This is a genomic window from Microtetraspora glauca, from assembly GCF_040656155.1.
Lineage (GTDB): Bacteria > Actinomycetota > Actinomycetes > Streptosporangiales > Streptosporangiaceae > Microtetraspora > Microtetraspora glauca.
The window spans coordinates 223,216-238,213 of the sequence record NZ_JBFALK010000011.1 but is presented as its reverse complement, the minus strand read 5'-3'; the positions used below and the strand labels follow the sequence as shown (position 1 = coordinate 238,213).

Here is a 14,998-nt window from a genome sequence, read left to right as displayed (position 1 = left end):
GCGCGGCGGGCTACGGCCACGGGGACCGGACGATGGCGGACGCGGCGGCGTGGACGGCGCCGAGGCCGTCGGCACGGGCGACGATCCGGCCGGATTCGACGCGGACGGCGACCTCCGTCCCATCGCTGACGGCGGCCACGCCCGCCGCCGCGGCGAGGGCACCGGACTCGTCGTACACCACCTGGAGGCGCGGCCACGCCGAACGCGGGAACGCCGGGCGCAGGCAGCCGCACAGGTCGGCGACGGCCAGCCGCGCCAGCGGCGCCAACTCGCCCGGGTCGCCGGTGACCAGGACGGCGGTGACCTCGGCTCCGGGCGGCGCGGCCCGCACCGCCTCCTCGGCCGCGGACAGCCGGTGCAGGCCGAGCACGGCCACCACGCCGTCGCCGGTGAGCCGCGCGGGCTCGCCCCGGATCGCGTCCGTCGCGGACGGCGGGGACCAGGGCTCGTCGGCGGGGCGGGCAGCCGGGACCCAGGTCACGTGCGGGGGCGGCCACCGGTCGCCGAGGTCGAGGTCCGCCAGTCGCTCACAGGCGCCGACGACGTCGAACGGCTCGACGAAGCCGGGGGCGGCGGCGGCCATCTGGCCGGCGCCGTGCAGGGTCGTGAGCGCGGTCTCGGCCACCCGGACCAGGCGGCCCGTCCCCGGCGGGGCCAGACGTTCGAGGGCGAGCCCGAGCAGGATCGCGTCCAGTTTCATCAGCTGCGCGAACGGGCGCCGGGTGCGCTCGTCGGCGAGGACCTCGTGCAGCAGGTCCACGCCGAGCCGGGCCGGACCGTGCTCGTCGCTCGTGGCCAGCGGCAGCCGGGCGACCCAGGCGCGGGCGAAGGCGCGCAGCGCCTCCCGGGTGGTCAGGCCCGGCTCCGGATGTGACGGGCGGGGTGCGCGCTCGGCCAGGTCGGCCAGGACGGCGAAGTAGAGGGCCCGCTTGCCGGGGAAGTTGGAGTAGACCGCGCCTCGGGTGAGCTCGGCGCGCTCGGCGATGTCGTCGATCTTCGCGTCGCGGAAGCCGCGCGCGGCGAACTCGTCCCTGGCCGCGGCGAGCACCTTGGCGCGGGTGCGCTCCTGCGTCTGCGCCCTGCTGAGCCGGGCCATCGTCCTCCCTCGTGGCGGCGTTTGCCGTACCTGCCGAGCCACGATAGCGTGGCCATTCAAGTGGCATCATCATCTGAATGTTATGAACATTCGGGTGCTATCAGGAGTGGGCGACCGCCGAGGAGGCGTTTCCGAGTGGCACGCACCGGTGACAACGTGCTGACGTGCGCGTTCTGCGGGAAGAGCCAGCAGCAGGTCAGGAAGCTCATCGCGGGTCCGGGTCACATCTGCATCTGTGACGAGTGCGTCGAGCTCTGCAACGAGCTCATCGAGGAGGAGCGCGGCGAGAGCGCGGAGGACGGAGCGCGGCGCCTGCCGAAGCCCCGGGAGATCCACGAGTTCCTCGACCAGTACGTCGTCGGGCAGGAGGACGCCAAGCGGACGCTCGCGGTGGCGGTCTACAACCACTACAAGCGGGTGCGGCACCCCGGCGAACGCGGCAGGGACGACGATCTGGAGCTGGCCAAGTCCAACGTCCTGCTGATCGGCCCGACCGGCTGCGGTAAGACCTACCTCGCCCAGACACTCGCCCGCATGCTCGACGTTCCGTTCGCCGTCGCCGACGCCACCGCGCTGACCGAGGCCGGGTACGTCGGGGAGGACGTGGAGAACATCCTGCTCAAGCTGATCCAGGCCGCCGACTACGACGTGAGCAGGGCCGAGACCGGCATCGTCTACATCGACGAGATCGACAAGGTCTCCCGCAAGAGCGAGAACCCGTCGATCACACGGGACGTCTCCGGCGAGGGCGTCCAGCAGGCGCTGCTGAAGATCCTTGAGGGCACGACCGCGAGCGTGCCTCCCCAGGGCGGCCGCAAGCACCCGCACCAGGACACCATCCAGATCGACACGACCCGGGTGCTGTTCATCGTCGGCGGCGCGTTCCCCGGTCTGGAGGGGATCGTCGAGCAGCGGACCGGCCGCGTGGGCGCCGGGTTCCGCGCCGCGCTCCGCCCCACGGAGGCTGCCGAGGACCACGACCTCGCCCAGGTCATGCCGCAGGACCTGGTGCGCTTCGGACTGATACCGGAGCTCGTCGGACGGCTTCCGGTGGTGTCGGCCTTCCGGCCGCTGGACCGGGCGGCGTTGACGCGGATCCTCACCGAGCCGCGCAACGCGCTGATCAAGCAGTACCGGAAGCTGGTCGGGATGGACGGCGTCGAACTGGAGTTCACCGAGGACGCCGTCGCCGCGATCGCCGACCAGGCCCTGCTGCGCCGCACCGGCGCCAGGGCGCTGCGCGCGATCCTCGAGGAGATCCTGCTCAACGTGATGTACGAGGTGCCGAGCCGGGACGACGTGGCCCGCGTCGTGGTGGACCGCGCCACCGTGCTCGACAACGTCAACCCGACCCTGGTGCCGCGCGGACGGCTCGACTCCGGCGCCGGACGCCGCGAGAGGTCCGCCTGAGTCCGCTCAGCCCCGGCGTTCGCGGGTCAGCAGCCAGGCCAGGTAGCAGCCGCCCAGCGCGGCGGTCACCACACCCACCGGCACCTGGCCGTCGGTGAGGCGCTGGGCGACCACGTCCGACCCGAGCAGCACCAGGCCGCCCGTCAACCCCGAGGCGACCAGCCCCGGCCCCGGGGAGCGCGTCAGGCGGCGGGCGATCTGCGGCGCGGTGAGGGCGACGAACTCGATCAGCCCGACCGAGGCTGTGGCGACCGAGCACAGCGCGACCGCGGTGACCATGAGCGTCAGCCGTACCCGCTCGACCGGCACTCCGAGGCCCTTCGCGGCGTCGTCACCGAGTTCGAGCAGCGGCAGGTTGCGCGCGGCGGCGGCGAGTACGGGCAGGACGAGCGCGAGCGCGGTGGCGATCATCCCGACGTGCTCCCAGCTCCGGCCGTTCAGGCTGCCGAACAGCCAGGCGTTGGCGCGCTGCGCCTCGGTGACCTCGGCCCGCGTGATCAGGAAGGAGTTGACCGAGACCAGCATGGCGCTGACCCCGATGCCGATCAGCACCAGCCGGTAGCCCTGCACGCCCCGCCGGTACGCCAGGACGTAGACCAGCGCGGCGGTGAGCACGCCCCCGCCGACGGCCGAGCCCGCCAGCAGCAGGGGGCCGCCGCCGATGACGAGGATCTGCACGATCGCGCCCGTGGCCGCCCCCGTGGTGAAGCCGACCACGTCGGGGCTGCCGAGGGGGTTGCGCGCCAGACTCTGGAAGACCGCGCCGCTGACGCCGAGCGCCGCACCCACCATGATCGCGGTGAGCGTGCGCGGCAGGCGGAGCTTCAGCACGACGTACTCGGTGGCGCGGTCACCCTGCCCGAACAGGGTGCGGATCACCTCGCCCGGCGCGATCCGGACGTCTCCCGTGCCGACGGCGAGGATCGCGGCCACGACGACGGCGACGGCGACGAGCGTGCCCGCGACCACCGCGCGGGGGCGCAGGCGCAGGGAGATCGGACCTGTCCGTACGGTGGTGTTCACAGCGAGGCCATCCTTACGCCGCGGACGAGGGCGATGAGCACGGGGGCTCCGAGGAACGCGGTGACCAGGCCGACCTCCAGCTCTCCCGGCCAGGCGACCAACCGGGCCGCCACGTCGGCCGCGAGCAGCAGCACCGCGGCCAGCACCACCGAGTACGGCATCAGCCACCGCTGGTCGGGCCCGGTGACGGCCCTGGCCAGATGCGGCACGGCCAGGCCGACGAACATCAGCGGCCCCACGGACGCGGTCGCCGAGCCGCACAGCAGGACCACCGCGACCGCGCCGAGCACCCGGGTACGGGTCAGCCGCACCCCGAGCGCCCGCGCGACGTCGTCGCCCAGCGCCATGCTGTTGAGCGGCCTGGCCAGCGCCAGTGCCAGCGCGATCCCGACGGCGAGGAAGGGCAGCAGCTCGGCCAGCACGTTCAGGTCGCGCCCGGACAGCGAGCCCACCGCCCAGAAGCGGAACTTGTCGAAGGCGTTCAGGTCCACCATGACGATGCCGGAGACCAGCGCCTGGAGTGCGGCTCCGACCGCGGTGCCGGCCAGTGCCAGCCGTACCGGTGTGGCGCCTCCCCTGCCGCGCGAGCCCAGGGCGTACACCGCGACCGCGGCGCCCAGCGCTCCGGCGAAGGCGAACCAGACGTAGGACAGCGGCGCGGTGATGCCGAGGAAGGCGATGGCGACCACCACGGCGGCGGAGGCTCCCGCGTTGACGCCGAGCAGCCCGGGGTCGCCCAGGGGGTTCCTGGTCAGCGCCTGGACCAGCGCGCCCGCCAGACCGAGCGCGGCTCCCACGCCCAGGCCGAGAAGGGTGCGCGGCAGGCGCAGCTCTCTGACCACGACGGCGTGCTCCGAGCCGCCCCCGTGCCACAGCGCCCGCCACACCTCGTCGAACGGGATCGACTGCGCCCCGACGGCCAGGCTCGCCATCACCGCGGCGCCGAGCGCCAGCAGGGAGAGGACGAGGCCGACGGCCCGTTTCTTCATCATAGGGGGACCTTATTAGGTAAGCCTTGCCTTAATGAACTAAGGTTCGCCTTACCTAATTTTTACCTACATGAGGAGTGCCCATGTCCTTCACCCGCCGGGCCGCCGCCGTACTGGCCGCGGCCATCGCCCTCGCCGGTGTCACCGCGTGCGGATCAGGAGGGGGTGAGACGCGGGACGAGGCCGCGGCGGCCCCCGCGTCCTCCGGCGCCGGCCGTTCGGTCCGGCATGACGGCGGGACCACGGAGGTGCCGGCCAAGCCCCAGCGGATCGTCTCGGTCAGCGTGACGCTGACCGGCCACCTGCTGGCCATGGAGGCGCCGCTGATCGCCAGCCAGGCCACCCCGCCCTCCCCGATCGTGGACTCCAACGGCTTCTTCTCCCAGTGGTCCGACGTCGCCGTCGAGCGCGGGGTGCAGGTGGCCTACAAGGGCTTCGAACCGGCGCTGGAGAAGATCGCCGGACTGCGGCCCGACCTGATCGTCGGCTCGGCCTCCGGCGCCGACGACGCGTCCAAGGTGTACGACCGGCTCAGCGAGATCGCGCCCACGCTCATCTACCGCTACGACAACCTCTCCTGGCAGGACCTGACCACCAAGATCGGCAAGGCCCTCGGCCTGGAGGCCGGCGCCGCCAAGGTCATCCAGAGCTACGACCAGCACGTCTCCGAGGTCAAGGCCGCCATCAAGGCGCCGGAGCAGGAGATCGCGCTGCTGCGGGTCAACCCCACCGAGATCCCCGTCTTCACCCCCGTCTCGGCGCAGGGCCAGCTCCTGACCTCCCTCGGCCTGAAGGTGCGCGAACTGCCCCCCGGCCTGGAGACCACCGCCGACCAGAACGAGGGCGGAGCACGCGCCGACATGGTGCCCGTCGCCACCGAGAACGTCACCAAGGCGTTCGGCGACGCCTCCCTCTTCTTCGTCAGCCACACCAAGAAGGACATCGACGACGCCGCCGCCAAGCCGCTCTGGCGCGACCTGCCCGCCGTGAAGGACAAGCGCCTGTACGACCTGGGCCTGGACTCCTTCCGCCTCGACTACTACAGCGCCACCAACGTGGTGGACCGCGTGGCCGGGTTCTTCAAGGGCCAGTGATGCCTTCCCTGCCCGACCCGCGCACCGTCCCGCCGCAGGTGCCGCGCCCGTCCCCGCCAAGGACCGCCACCGGGCCGCTGGTCTCCGCCCTCGTCGAGTCCGTACGGCGGGGCGACCCCTCGGCGGCCGACGACTTCTGGCGTACGGCCGGGACGCGAGGAACGCCCCTCGTGGAGGAGGCCCCCGGCGAGCCCGGCCACCGGATCGTCACCTTCCTGTGGCGGGGCGAGGCGCCCGACGTCCTGGTCATGGTCAACAAGGTGACCGACCCCAGCGTGCTGGACGCCTCCCTCATGGAGCGCGTCGAGGGCACCGACATCTGGCACAGGGGCTACGTGATGCGCTCGGACTGGCGCGCGACCTATCGCCTGGCCCCGGGCGACCCCCTCGCCCCCGAGACGGACGGGCCGGTGGCGCTGCGGATGATCGCGGCGGGCTCCCCGGCGCCCAGGGCCGCGATCCGCCGCTGGAGCCAGGGCCTGGCCAACGCCGTTCCCGACCCGCTCAACCGCCGGGCCTCCCAGGACGGCTCGGTCGTCGAACTGCCTGACGCGCCGCCCGACATCTGGTCCGCGCCCCGCGACGTCCCCAAGGGGACGCTCACCGAGCGGAGGTTCGCCAGCGCGATCCTGGGCGACGAGCGGACGGTGTGGACCTACGAACCGCCCGTCCACTCCGAAGGCGTACTGGTGCTGCTGGACGGCGAGGAGTGGGCGCAGTCGGGATGGATCGCCACCGTGCTGGACAATCTCATCGCGGCGGGGGCCGTGCCCCCGCTGCGGGCGATCATGCCCGGCAACGTGGACACGGCGACCCGCGTGCGCGAGCTGGCCTGCCATGAGCCGTTCACACGCTTCCTCACCGAGGAGCTGGTGCCTCGCGACAGCGGGCCCGCGATCATCGGCGGGGCCAGCCTGGGCGGGCTGACCGCGGCGTACGCGGCCTACCTCGCGCCGGACAGGTTCGACAGGGTCATCTCGCTGTCGGGATCGTTCTGGTGGCCGAACGCCGCCGCGCCGGGAGCCGAGCCCGCCTGGCTGACGCGGGAGCTGGCCCGCCGCCCGCGCCTGCCCGTGCGCTTCCACCTCGACGTGGGGTTGCAGGAATGGGCGTTGCTCGCCCCCACCCGCCACCTGCGCGATGTGCTCGCGGCCAGGGGGTACGAGCATGACTATCACGAGTACAACGGCGGCCACGACGCCCTGTGCTGGCGGGTCGCCCTTCCCGAGGCCCTGCGCCGGATCACCCGAGACCATCCTGAGAGGACCGCAGAGTCATGACCCTGCCGCGCACCACGATCGTCCGTCACCCGCTGGTCTACCGGCTGCTTGAGGTGAGGCGGGTCGTGCGGATCACCCCGAGCACGGTGCGGGTCACCCTGGGCGGCGAGGCGCTGGCCGGCTTCAGGTCGCAGGCGCCCACCGACCACGTGAAGCTGTGCTTCGCCGAACCCGGAGCCGAGCTGCCGGTCGCACCGGTGATCGAGAACGACGCCTGGGTGGACGGCCCCGTCGCGCCCATCACGCGTGACTACACGATCCGCCATCACCGGCCGGACGCCCTCGAACTGGACGTGGACATGGTCGTGCACGGCGACGGCGTCGGCTCGTCCTGGGCCGCGCGGGCCGAGCCCGGCATGCGGCTGGGCGTGCTCGGCCCGCGCGGCTCCCACGTGCCGCCGCTGACCCACGACTGGTATCTGCTGGCGGCGGAGGAGACCGCGATCCCGGCGCTGGGCCGCTGGCTGGAGACGCTGCCCGCCGGGGCGAGGGTCATCGCGTTCGCCGAGGTCGCCGGGCCGGAGGAGGAGCAGGACCTCGCCACGGCGGCCGACCTGTCGCTGACCTGGCTGCACCGCGGCGACGCGGCACCGGGGACGAGCGACCTCCTGGAGCGGGCGATCCGCGCCGTCGATCTCCCGCCGGGCGTCGGCTTCGCCTGGATCGCGGGCGAGGCGACGACGCTCAAGCCGATCCGCCGCCACCTGCGCCGTGAGCGCGGCCTGGCGAAGGAGCAGGTCGACGTCGACGGCTACTGGAAACGCGGGACGGCCGACCACGACCACCACGAGGACGACGACGCCGAGTGACCGGCCCGCCCGCCTCACGGGCGGGCGGGTCCGCTCTCAGGCTGCCTGGGCATTGCAGCTGACTCTCGCGACCACTCGGCGGATCGACGTTGGCGGGGATCTTCGCAGCGGGCGCGCTCGAGCAGTGCGCGCCGTTCGGATTCGGAGTGGGCGGCCGCGGCGGCCCGGCGGAACAGGGCGGCCGCCCGGTCGCGGTCGCCATGGCGCGCGGTGAGGTCGGCTTCCACGGCGATGGCGAGCGGGTAGTCGTCCAGCGCGCCGCCGGCGCGGGCCCAGGCGAGCAGTGCCAGCCCGGCCGCCGGCCCGTGCGCGTAGCCATGCGCCACGGCGCGATTCAGCTCGATCACCGGTGAGGGTTGGATCCCGGCGAGCCGGTCGTACCACGTGGCGATCGCCGGCCAGTCGGTGGCGTCGGCGGAGGTGGCGGTGGCGTGGCAGGCGGCGATCCGGGCCTGCAGTGCGTACGGGCCGTTCTCCGTTGTCCCGGCGAGGGCGCGCAGGCCCTCGGCGATCGCGGCGTGGTCCCAGCGGAGCCGGTCCTGCTTGTCCAGGGCGAGCAGATTGCCGTGCAGGTCACGGCGGGCGTCACGCCGGGAGTGCTGGAACAGGAACAACGCCAGTAGCGCGGACACCTCCCCCTGACCGGGCATGAGCTGCCGGAGGAGACGGGCCAGGCGGATCGCCTCGTCGGCGAAAGCGGGCCGGCCGTCGGCGTTGTAGCCGTAGGTGAACAGCAGGTACAGCACCGCCAGAACTCCGGGGAGCCGCTCGGTGAGCGCCCGGCCGGTTGGCACCCGGTACGGGATGCCCGCATCCGCGATCTTCTTCTTGGCCCGGGTCAGGCGCCGGGTCATGGTCGACTCGCTGACCAGAAAGGCCCGCGCGATGTCGGCGGTGGGCACCCCGCCGATCGTTCGCAGCGTCAGCGCCACGCGCGCCTCCAGGGCGAGCGCGGGATGGCAGCAGGTGAAGATGAGCCGCAGCCGGTCGTCCACGAGCTCCTCCGCCGCCGGGGCCGGGCCCGGATCGGCAAGCGCGAGCACCGCCAGCTCGGCAAGCTTGCGGCGTTCGACCGACGCGCGGCGCAGCACGTCGATCGCGCGGTTGCGTGCCACCGTCATCAGCCAGCCGCCAGGTTCGCCCGGCACGCCCTCCCGGGGCCACCGCTGCAGGGCGAGCGTCAGCGCCTCCTGGGCGCAGTCCTCGGCCAGCGTCCAGTCGCCGGTGACGCGAATCAGCGCGGCCACGATCCGCGCGTACGAATCCGCGCTCGCGGCCGTGACGGCGTCGGCCGTCGCGGCCGCGAACGAATCGGTCACGCCGTCATCCTCACAGATCGACCAACGGGCGCAGCTCCAGCCGTCCCTCTCGGGCCATCGGATGGGCGCGGGCAACCTCGATCGCCTCGTCCAGATCGGCGCACTCCAGCAGGTCGTAGCCCACGATCACTTCCTTGGACTCCGTGAACGGACCATCCGAGACCAGCAGTTGGCCATTGCGGACCCTGACAGTGGTGGCGGCGGACGTCGGCGCCAGCACGCTGCCCTCCAATCGGCGGCCGCGCGCGTCGTTCTCCGACACCCACACATCGATGTCGGGCTCGTCTGTCTTGTCGGTGTCGGGCTCGGTGTCGGTGCAGACGAACATCATGTACTTCATCTTCGCTCCTCGGTGTCGTGAACTCGGTGTCGTGAACTCGGTGTCGTGAACTCGGCGTCGTGAACTCACCACGGTGACGAACGGGCGGCCCGGTTCCGGACACAGGCGCACCAAAATATTTGCCATAGTCGTCTGCCACAGTGACCGCGGCGGGGAAAGGGCTCGTCACGCGCCTCCCGTCTCGTGGATGCCATGGCGATACGCCAAACCGATGCGCTATTGCGGCAGCAAACGGGTATTCAGGCTTGATTATGCGAAGTAAGGTGATTGCTTGTGACGACGTTCGGCATCAGCGAGGCGGCCGCCTTGCTCGGAGTCAGCTCCGACACCGTCCGTCGATGGGTGGACGCGGGCCGGTTGACGGCCCAGCGGGACGAGCACGGCCACCGTCGGGTGGACGGCGCCGACCTCGCCGCGTTCGCCCGGGCGCAGATCGAGGCGGAGAACGGCTCAGGCCACTCCTCGGCGCGTAACCGCTTCCGCGGGATCGTCACCGAGGTGATCAAGGACGCGGTGATGGCCCAGGTGGAGATCGCCGCGGGGCCGTACCGCGTGGTGTCGCTGATGAGCCGCCAGGCCGCCGACGAGCTGCGCCTGGAGGTGGGCGTGGTGGCGATCGCCGTGATCAAGTCCACCAACGTCGTCGTGGAGATCCCCGACCACGCGCGTGTGGTGACCCAGCAATGAAGCGATAAGGAGCCCCTTGGTGTTCAGGCGTCTTTCCCGGTGGGCCGTCGCGCTCCCCCTCGCCGTCGCGCTCGTGGGCGTGGCCGGCTGCGGTTCCAGCGAGCCGGGCGCGCCCGCGGCGGCCGACCCCGCGTCCGGCGGCGGAGCCACGACGGTGACGGTGTTCGCGGCCGCGTCGCTGACCGGCACGTTCACCGAGCTCGGCAAGACGTTCGAGGCCGCCCATCCGGGCACGTCGGTGAGGTTCAACTTCGGCTCAAGCGCGACGCTCGCGCAGCAGATCACCCAGGGGGCGCCGGCCGACGTGTTCGCGGCCGCCAGCCCGGCCACGATGAAGACGGTGACCGACGCCTCGCTGGCGAGCGCGCCGACGACGTTCGTCCGCAACAAGTTGCAGATCGCCGTCCCGGCCGGCAACCCGGCCAAGGTGGACGCGCTCAGCGACCTGACCGATCCGAAGGTGAAGGTCGCGCTCTGCGCCGAGCAGGTGCCCTGCGGCGCCGCCGCGGTCAAGGCGCTGGACGCCGCGGGGCTGAAGGTCACGCCGGTCACCCTGGAGCAGGACGTCAAGGCCACCCTCACCAAGGTCGAACTCGGCGAGGTCGACGCCGCCCTGGTCTACACGACCGACGTGATCGCCTCGGGGGGCAAGGTGAACGGCATCGCGTTCCCCGAGGCCGAGAAGGCGATCAACGACTACCCGATCGCGACCCTGTCCAAGGCTCCCGCGGGTGACCTGGCCAAGCAGTTCGTCGACCTGGTGCTGTCGCAGCAGGGCAGGGACGTGCTCAGCAAGGCCGGCTTCGAAGCGCCCTGATCCGCGATGACCTCCACCACGCCGTCACCCGCCCGGGGCTTCGCGGACCGCCCCGGGCGAGGCGCGGTCACCGGCCGCCTGCCCTGGGCCCTGGTGGTGCCCGGCGTGCTCGGGCTGGCCTTCCTGGTGCTGCCGTTCGCCGGGTTGCTGATCCGGGCCCCCTGGTCGACGCTGTTCCAGCGGCTGGCCGAGCCGCAGGTGCTGGAGGCGCTGCGGCTGTCGTTGGTGACCGCGACCGTGGCCACGCTGGTGTGCCTGCTGCTGGGTGTGCCGCTGGCCTGGCTGCTGGCCAGGGTGTCCTTCCCCGGCCGGCGCCTGGTGCGGGCGCTGATCACCGTGCCGCTGGTGCTGCCCCCGGTCGTCGGGGGCGTCGCGCTGCTGCTGGTCCTGGGTCGTCGCGGCCTGGTCGGCCAGTGGCTGGACGCCACGTTCGGGATCTCGCTGCCCTTCACCACCGCGGGCGTCGTGCTCGCCGAGGCGTTCGTGGCGATGCCGTTCCTCGTCATCAGCGTCGAGGGCGCGCTCCGCGCCACGGATCAGCGGTTCGAGGAGGCCGCCGCCACGCTGGGCGCCTCGCGCTGGACGGTCTTCCGCCGCGTCACCCTGCCGCTCATCGCCCCGGGCATCGTCGCCGGAGCCGTGCTGTGCTGGGCCAGGGCGCTGGGCGAGTTCGGCGCGACCATCACGTTCGCCGGCAACTTCCCCGGCAGCACCCGGACCATGCCGCTGGCGGTCTACCTCGCGCTGGAGACGGAGCCCGAGGCCGCCATCGTGCTCAGCCTCGTCCTGCTCGCCGTCTCCCTGGTCATCCTGGCCGGCCTGCGCGACAGGTGGGTGACCAGTCCATGACCCGGCCGACGTTCCCAGCCGTGCCCGCGTCCCCGCCCGAGTCCGGGCCCGAGCCTGAGCAGCGCGGCCTGCGCGCCCGCCTGGTCGTCACCCGGCCCTCCTTCGCCCTGGATATCGAGCTCGACGTCGCCGCCGGAGAGGTCGTCGCCCTGCTCGGCCCCAACGGCGCGGGCAAGACCACCGCGCTGCGCGCCCTCGCCGGACTCACCGCCCTGTCCACGGGCGGGCACATCACTCTCGACGGCCGGCCGCTGCACACCCTCCCCGCCGAGCGACGCCCGATCGGGATGGTCTTCCAGGACTACCTGCTCTTCCCGCACCTGTCCGCCCTCGACAACGTGGCCTTCGGCCCCCGCTGCCAGGGTGTCGCCAAGGCCGAGGCCCGGCGCGTCGCCGCCGCCCTGCTGGAGCGGGTCGGCCTCTCGGAACACGCCGCCGCCCGGCCCCGGCAACTCTCGGGCGGGCAGGCGCAGCGCGTCGCCCTCGCGCGGGCGCTGGCCGTACGGCCCCGCCTGCTGCTGCTGGACGAGCCGCTCGCCGCGCTCGACGCGCACACCCGCCTGGAGGTCCGCTCCCAGCTGCGCCGCCACCTGGCCGGCTTCGACGGCGCCACCGTCCTGGTGACCCACGACCCGCTCGACGCCATGGTGCTGGCCGACCGCCTCGTCGTCGTCGAGAACGGCACGGTCGTCCAGCAGGGCGCCCCCGCGGCCGTGGCCCGCCGTCCGCGCACCGACTACGTCGCCCGCCTGGTCGGCCTCAACCTCTACCGCGGCCTCGCCTCCGGGCAGCAGGTCAAGGTCGACGAGCTGCTGTTCAGCGTCACAGAACAGCTCGACGGGCCCGCGTTCGTCGCCTTCTCCCCCGCCGCGGTCGCCCTCTACCGATCCCGCCCTGACGGCAGCCCGCGCAACCTGTGGCAGGCCCGCATCGAGGGCGTCGAACGGCACGGCGACAACGTCCGCGTCCACCTCGACGGCCCGATCACCGCGTTCGCCGACGTCACCCCCGCCGCCGTCGCCGAGCTCGACCTCACCCCTGGCCGGCGGATCTGGGCGGCGGTCAAGGCCACTGAGACCCACGGATATCCGGCATGACCGGCGACCCGCCGGACGGCCCTCACGACTGCAACGCGATCTGCCTCGGCGGCCCGTGCCACGGCATGCTCACCCACATCGACCAGGACATCGGCACTCTCACCATCCCGGTCCCGCGCCGGTCACCGTCCGCCCCGCAGACGAGCGCCCGCTATCGCGTCACCCGGGAACGGGTGCGCTATTTCGGCCGGGCCGAGCCGTACATCGCCCTGCACTGGGCGGCCCCACCCTCGAGATGCCCGTACGGCCACTGACACGGCCTATCCCCACAGGCGGCCGGAGGCACAGACCCTCACCTCGGCGATCCGGCTGATGTGCCTGCCTCCGCACCGGTCACCCGGCACCACCAGGTGCGGGCCCTGATCGTCGACAGATGGAGAGCCGGCCGCCGCTGGTGCCGCCGCACGGGAAGCAAGCGTCACATGACCGACACCCGAGAGGCGTTCCCCGACGTCCACGGGAACCGGATCAGACCCGGGGAGCGGGCTTCTGCCCTCGACACGGTGCACCGACACCGATGAGCACCTCGTGCACCGCACCGCCGTCGACTCGGACCCGAATCGGAAGGCATCCGGCCTCGCGGACGATGTACCCCCCGGCGAAGGCGATCCATTCGTCGCCCGATTCACAGCGGTCCACCACCACACGCGCACCTGGCGACCCCGGGCTGCCCCATGCCAGCCACAGCCGGCCGGTCAGGCCCTCCGGCACCGTCACCTCGACATGTCGTCCACGCCGCACGAGCAGGCCCTGCTTGGCGAACCATCCCGAACCCCCGCCGGGCAACTCCGCCTCAGCCGCCTGCAGGGCCTGCGCCCTGCTCTTGCTCGTCGGCAGGGCCACAGCATCGCCGACGACCTGCAGGTCGCCAGAGGGAGCCTGCCCCCCGCCGATCGCCTCGTCACACCGCACCGTCGCGGAGGCCGCGGGAGGGGGCGAGGATGCGGCCTCTCGCCTCGTTGACGGGTCGCCGGACGTACACGCGGCGGTCACACCGGCCAGTACGGCCGCTACAGCGATACGACTGCGCACGTGTCCACTCTGCTGTACAGGCGGCCCCGAAGTCACGGCCAGGGGACGAACCACCACATCGAGCAGCCTCCGGGAGACCCCGGCGGCTCGTTCAGCGTCCGCGGAGGGTCACCGAGGGAGCCTGGCCGTACCGGGCGCGGTAGGCCGCGGCGAACCGGCCCTGGTGCAGGAACCCCCAGCGGGCGGCCACCGTGGTCACGGTGCACCGGGCCGGGTCGCCCGCCCTGAGCTCCTCGTGGACCCGGGCCAGGCGGACGTCCCTGAGGTGCGCCATCGGGGTCAGGCCCAGGTGGCGGCGGAACCCCTCCTGGAGCGAGCGGCTGCTGACCGCCACGGCCCGCGCCACGTCGTCGGTGCTCAGCGGGTGGCCGGCGTGCTCGTCGATGAACTCCATGGCCCGGCGCACCACCTTGGGCAACGCGGGCGGCACCGGCGCGTTCAGCCGGGCCGAGTAGTTGGACGGCTGCATCGTCAGCAGCGAGGCGAGCAGCGCGTTCTCCAGGTGTGCCATGGCGAGCGGCTGCCCCGCCAGCCCGTCGCCGTGCTCGGCCTCCCGGACGAGCAGGTCGGCCATCGCGCGCCACGCTCGCGCCTGTCCCGTGGTCATGTCCAGCCCCAGGTCGAAGACGAGCGGCCGGTCGAGCCGCTCGCCGAGCATCTGCTCCAGCGTGTGCTCCACGGCCGCGCGGTCGAATTTCACGATCAGCTGGGGGCAGCCGGCCGCCCAGCGCATGTCCAGGTGTTCCGTCGGCGACGGCAGCGAGGCCAGGTCCGGCGTCGACACGATCTCCTGTCCCCCGCACCTGATCAGGCTGCGTCCCGCGAGGGGCACCTGCACCAGGTAGAAGGACTCCAGCTCGCCCGGCTCTATGTGGACGTCGGCCGCGTAGTCCAGGTAGCTCACCCGGATGGCCCCGAGCTGGGCCGAGTTGAAACGCGCGGACAACGGCGCCGGGCCGCCGGTCAGGTCCAGCCGGTGCGGGCAGAACACCCGTCCGACCAGGTCACGGACCTCATCCAGATCATCACTGGCGAAGACGGCCCGGTTTTCGAGCAGGATCCGCTCACGCATCGACGCTCCCGCCGCACGTCGGACTGACGCCGACATGGTGACGGATCACGGTGCACCCGTCCAGGCGGAATCGCATATTCGTCT

At 72.6% G+C, this 14,998-nt stretch carries 16 protein-coding genes; 9 read left to right on the top strand and 7 right to left on the bottom strand.

All coding sequences use genetic code 11. From position 1 onward, the window contains the following. Positions 1 to 10 precede the first annotated feature (10 nt). On the bottom strand, positions 11 to 1,096 hold the full coding sequence (locus AB0I59_RS21380; protein ID WP_358135220.1) for a TetR/AcrR family transcriptional regulator: 1,086 nt from the start codon (positions 1,094 to 1,096) through the stop codon (positions 11 to 13). A gap of 135 nt (positions 1,097 to 1,231) precedes the next feature. Between AB0I59_RS21380 and clpX the strand changes: the two genes are divergently transcribed. Further along, the gene (gene clpX, locus AB0I59_RS21375) at positions 1,232 to 2,506 is read left to right on the top strand and encodes an ATP-dependent Clp protease ATP-binding subunit ClpX (protein WP_061258883.1); all 1,275 of its coding nucleotides are present in this window, start codon (positions 1,232 to 1,234) and stop codon (positions 2,504 to 2,506) included. A gap of 6 nt (positions 2,507 to 2,512) precedes the next feature. Here the strand turns inward: clpX and AB0I59_RS21370 are convergent, their stop codons facing one another. Together AB0I59_RS21370 and AB0I59_RS21365 are read right to left on the bottom strand one after the other, a co-directional pair. Next, positions 2,513 to 3,529 carry a FecCD family ABC transporter permease gene (locus AB0I59_RS21370; RefSeq protein ID WP_358135218.1) on the bottom strand — a complete coding sequence of 339 codons (1,017 nt, stop codon included), beginning with the start codon at positions 3,527 to 3,529 and terminating at the stop codon, positions 2,513 to 2,515. Beyond that, entirely contained in the window at positions 3,526 to 4,521 is a 996-nt protein-coding gene (locus tag AB0I59_RS21365) for an iron chelate uptake ABC transporter family permease subunit (protein WP_358135216.1), read from the bottom strand. Before AB0I59_RS21365 ends, AB0I59_RS21370 begins: the two co-directional genes overlap by 4 nt. Before the next feature lie 80 nt (positions 4,522 to 4,601). Here AB0I59_RS21365 and fepB point away from each other — a divergent pair, with 80 nt between their 5' ends. Genes fepB through AB0I59_RS21350 form a run of 3 tightly spaced genes read left to right on the top strand, consistent with a single transcriptional unit; the run spans position 4,602 to position 7,701 of the window. Continuing rightward, a complete protein-coding gene (gene fepB / locus AB0I59_RS21360) occupies positions 4,602 to 5,612 on the top strand; it encodes a Fe2+-enterobactin ABC transporter substrate-binding protein (RefSeq protein WP_358135213.1) in 1,011 nt (336 codons plus the stop codon). After that, positions 5,612 to 6,892: an enterochelin esterase gene (gene fes / locus AB0I59_RS21355; RefSeq protein WP_061258887.1), complete on the top strand. Its 1,281-nt coding sequence runs from the start codon at positions 5,612 to 5,614 to the stop codon at positions 6,890 to 6,892. Before fepB ends, fes begins: the two co-directional genes overlap by 1 nt. Beyond that, complete coding sequence (locus tag AB0I59_RS21350) at positions 6,889 to 7,701, top strand: siderophore-interacting protein (RefSeq protein WP_358135211.1); 813 nt, start codon at positions 6,889 to 6,891, stop codon at positions 7,699 to 7,701. Before fes ends, AB0I59_RS21350 begins: the two co-directional genes overlap by 4 nt. Positions 7,702 to 7,715: 14 nt before the next feature. On the opposite strand, the gene AB0I59_RS21345 is transcribed toward AB0I59_RS21350, so the two are convergent. Both AB0I59_RS21345 and AB0I59_RS21340 read right to left on the bottom strand, forming a co-directional pair. After that, positions 7,716 to 9,020 (bottom strand): RNA polymerase sigma factor, encoded by a 1,305-nt coding sequence (locus tag AB0I59_RS21345; RefSeq protein ID WP_358135208.1) that lies wholly within the window; start codon positions 9,018 to 9,020, stop codon positions 7,716 to 7,718. 10 nt (positions 9,021 to 9,030) lie between these two features. Next, the gene (locus tag AB0I59_RS21340; RefSeq protein WP_061258889.1) at positions 9,031 to 9,360 is read right to left on the bottom strand and encodes a YciI family protein; all 330 of its coding nucleotides are present in this window, start codon (positions 9,358 to 9,360) and stop codon (positions 9,031 to 9,033) included. Between the two features lie 273 nt (positions 9,361 to 9,633). Here AB0I59_RS21340 and AB0I59_RS21335 point away from each other — a divergent pair, with 273 nt between their 5' ends. Genes AB0I59_RS21335 through AB0I59_RS21315 form a run of 5 tightly spaced genes read left to right on the top strand, consistent with a single transcriptional unit; the run spans position 9,634 to position 13,064 of the window. Next, positions 9,634 to 10,047, top strand: a complete 414-nt coding sequence (locus AB0I59_RS21335; RefSeq protein WP_358135205.1) for a TOBE domain-containing protein — start codon at positions 9,634 to 9,636, stop codon at positions 10,045 to 10,047. A 19-nt stretch (positions 10,048 to 10,066) separates the two neighbouring features. Then, positions 10,067 to 10,864 carry a molybdate ABC transporter substrate-binding protein gene (gene modA / locus AB0I59_RS21330; protein WP_358135202.1) on the top strand — a complete coding sequence of 266 codons (798 nt, stop codon included), beginning with the start codon at positions 10,067 to 10,069 and terminating at the stop codon, positions 10,862 to 10,864. A gap of 6 nt (positions 10,865 to 10,870) precedes the next feature. Next, positions 10,871 to 11,713 carry an ABC transporter permease gene (locus AB0I59_RS21325; RefSeq protein WP_061258892.1) on the top strand — a complete coding sequence of 281 codons (843 nt, stop codon included), beginning with the start codon at positions 10,871 to 10,873 and terminating at the stop codon, positions 11,711 to 11,713. Further along, positions 11,710 to 12,810: an ABC transporter ATP-binding protein gene (locus AB0I59_RS21320; protein WP_082777315.1), complete on the top strand. Its 1,101-nt coding sequence runs from the start codon at positions 11,710 to 11,712 to the stop codon at positions 12,808 to 12,810. Before AB0I59_RS21325 ends, AB0I59_RS21320 begins: the two co-directional genes overlap by 4 nt. Next, positions 12,807 to 13,064, top strand: a complete 258-nt coding sequence (locus AB0I59_RS21315; RefSeq protein WP_358135198.1) for a hypothetical protein — start codon at positions 12,807 to 12,809, stop codon at positions 13,062 to 13,064. Before AB0I59_RS21320 ends, AB0I59_RS21315 begins: the two co-directional genes overlap by 4 nt. Before the next feature lie 214 nt (positions 13,065 to 13,278). On the opposite strand, the gene AB0I59_RS21310 is transcribed toward AB0I59_RS21315, so the two are convergent. Beyond that, complete coding sequence (locus tag AB0I59_RS21310) at positions 13,279 to 13,842, bottom strand: hypothetical protein (protein ID WP_358135195.1); 564 nt, start codon at positions 13,840 to 13,842, stop codon at positions 13,279 to 13,281. A gap of 91 nt (positions 13,843 to 13,933) precedes the next feature. Beyond that, positions 13,934 to 14,914, bottom strand: coding sequence for an AraC family transcriptional regulator (locus tag AB0I59_RS21305; protein WP_358135192.1), 981 nt, complete (start codon positions 14,912 to 14,914; stop codon positions 13,934 to 13,936). Positions 14,915 to 14,998 lie beyond the last annotated feature (84 nt).

What these genes read in the sequence shown, in the direction of transcription:
- AB0I59_RS21380 (WP_358135220.1), bottom strand. Translation starts at nt 1,096, where the DNA reads ATGGCCCGGCTCAGCAGGGCGCAGACGCAGGAGCGCACCCGCGCCAAG.
- AB0I59_RS21365 (WP_358135216.1), bottom strand. Translation starts at nt 4,521, where the DNA reads ATGATGAAGAAACGGGCCGTCGGCCTCGTCCTCTCCCTGCTGGCGCTC.
- fepB (WP_358135213.1), top strand. Translation starts at nt 4,602, where the DNA reads ATGTCCTTCACCCGCCGGGCCGCCGCCGTACTGGCCGCGGCCATCGCC.
- fes (WP_061258887.1), top strand. Translation starts at nt 5,612, where the DNA reads ATGCCTTCCCTGCCCGACCCGCGCACCGTCCCGCCGCAGGTGCCGCGC.
- AB0I59_RS21350 (WP_358135211.1), top strand. Translation starts at nt 6,889, where the DNA reads ATGACCCTGCCGCGCACCACGATCGTCCGTCACCCGCTGGTCTACCGG.
- AB0I59_RS21340 (WP_061258889.1), bottom strand. Translation starts at nt 9,360, where the DNA reads ATGAAGTACATGATGTTCGTCTGCACCGACACCGAGCCCGACACCGAC.
- AB0I59_RS21325 (WP_061258892.1), top strand. Translation starts at nt 10,871, where the DNA reads ATGACCTCCACCACGCCGTCACCCGCCCGGGGCTTCGCGGACCGCCCC.
- AB0I59_RS21320 (WP_082777315.1), top strand. Translation starts at nt 11,710, where the DNA reads ATGACCCGGCCGACGTTCCCAGCCGTGCCCGCGTCCCCGCCCGAGTCC.
- AB0I59_RS21315 (WP_358135198.1), top strand. Translation starts at nt 12,807, where the DNA reads ATGACCGGCGACCCGCCGGACGGCCCTCACGACTGCAACGCGATCTGC.
- AB0I59_RS21305 (WP_358135192.1), bottom strand. Translation starts at nt 14,914, where the DNA reads ATGCGTGAGCGGATCCTGCTCGAAAACCGGGCCGTCTTCGCCAGTGAT.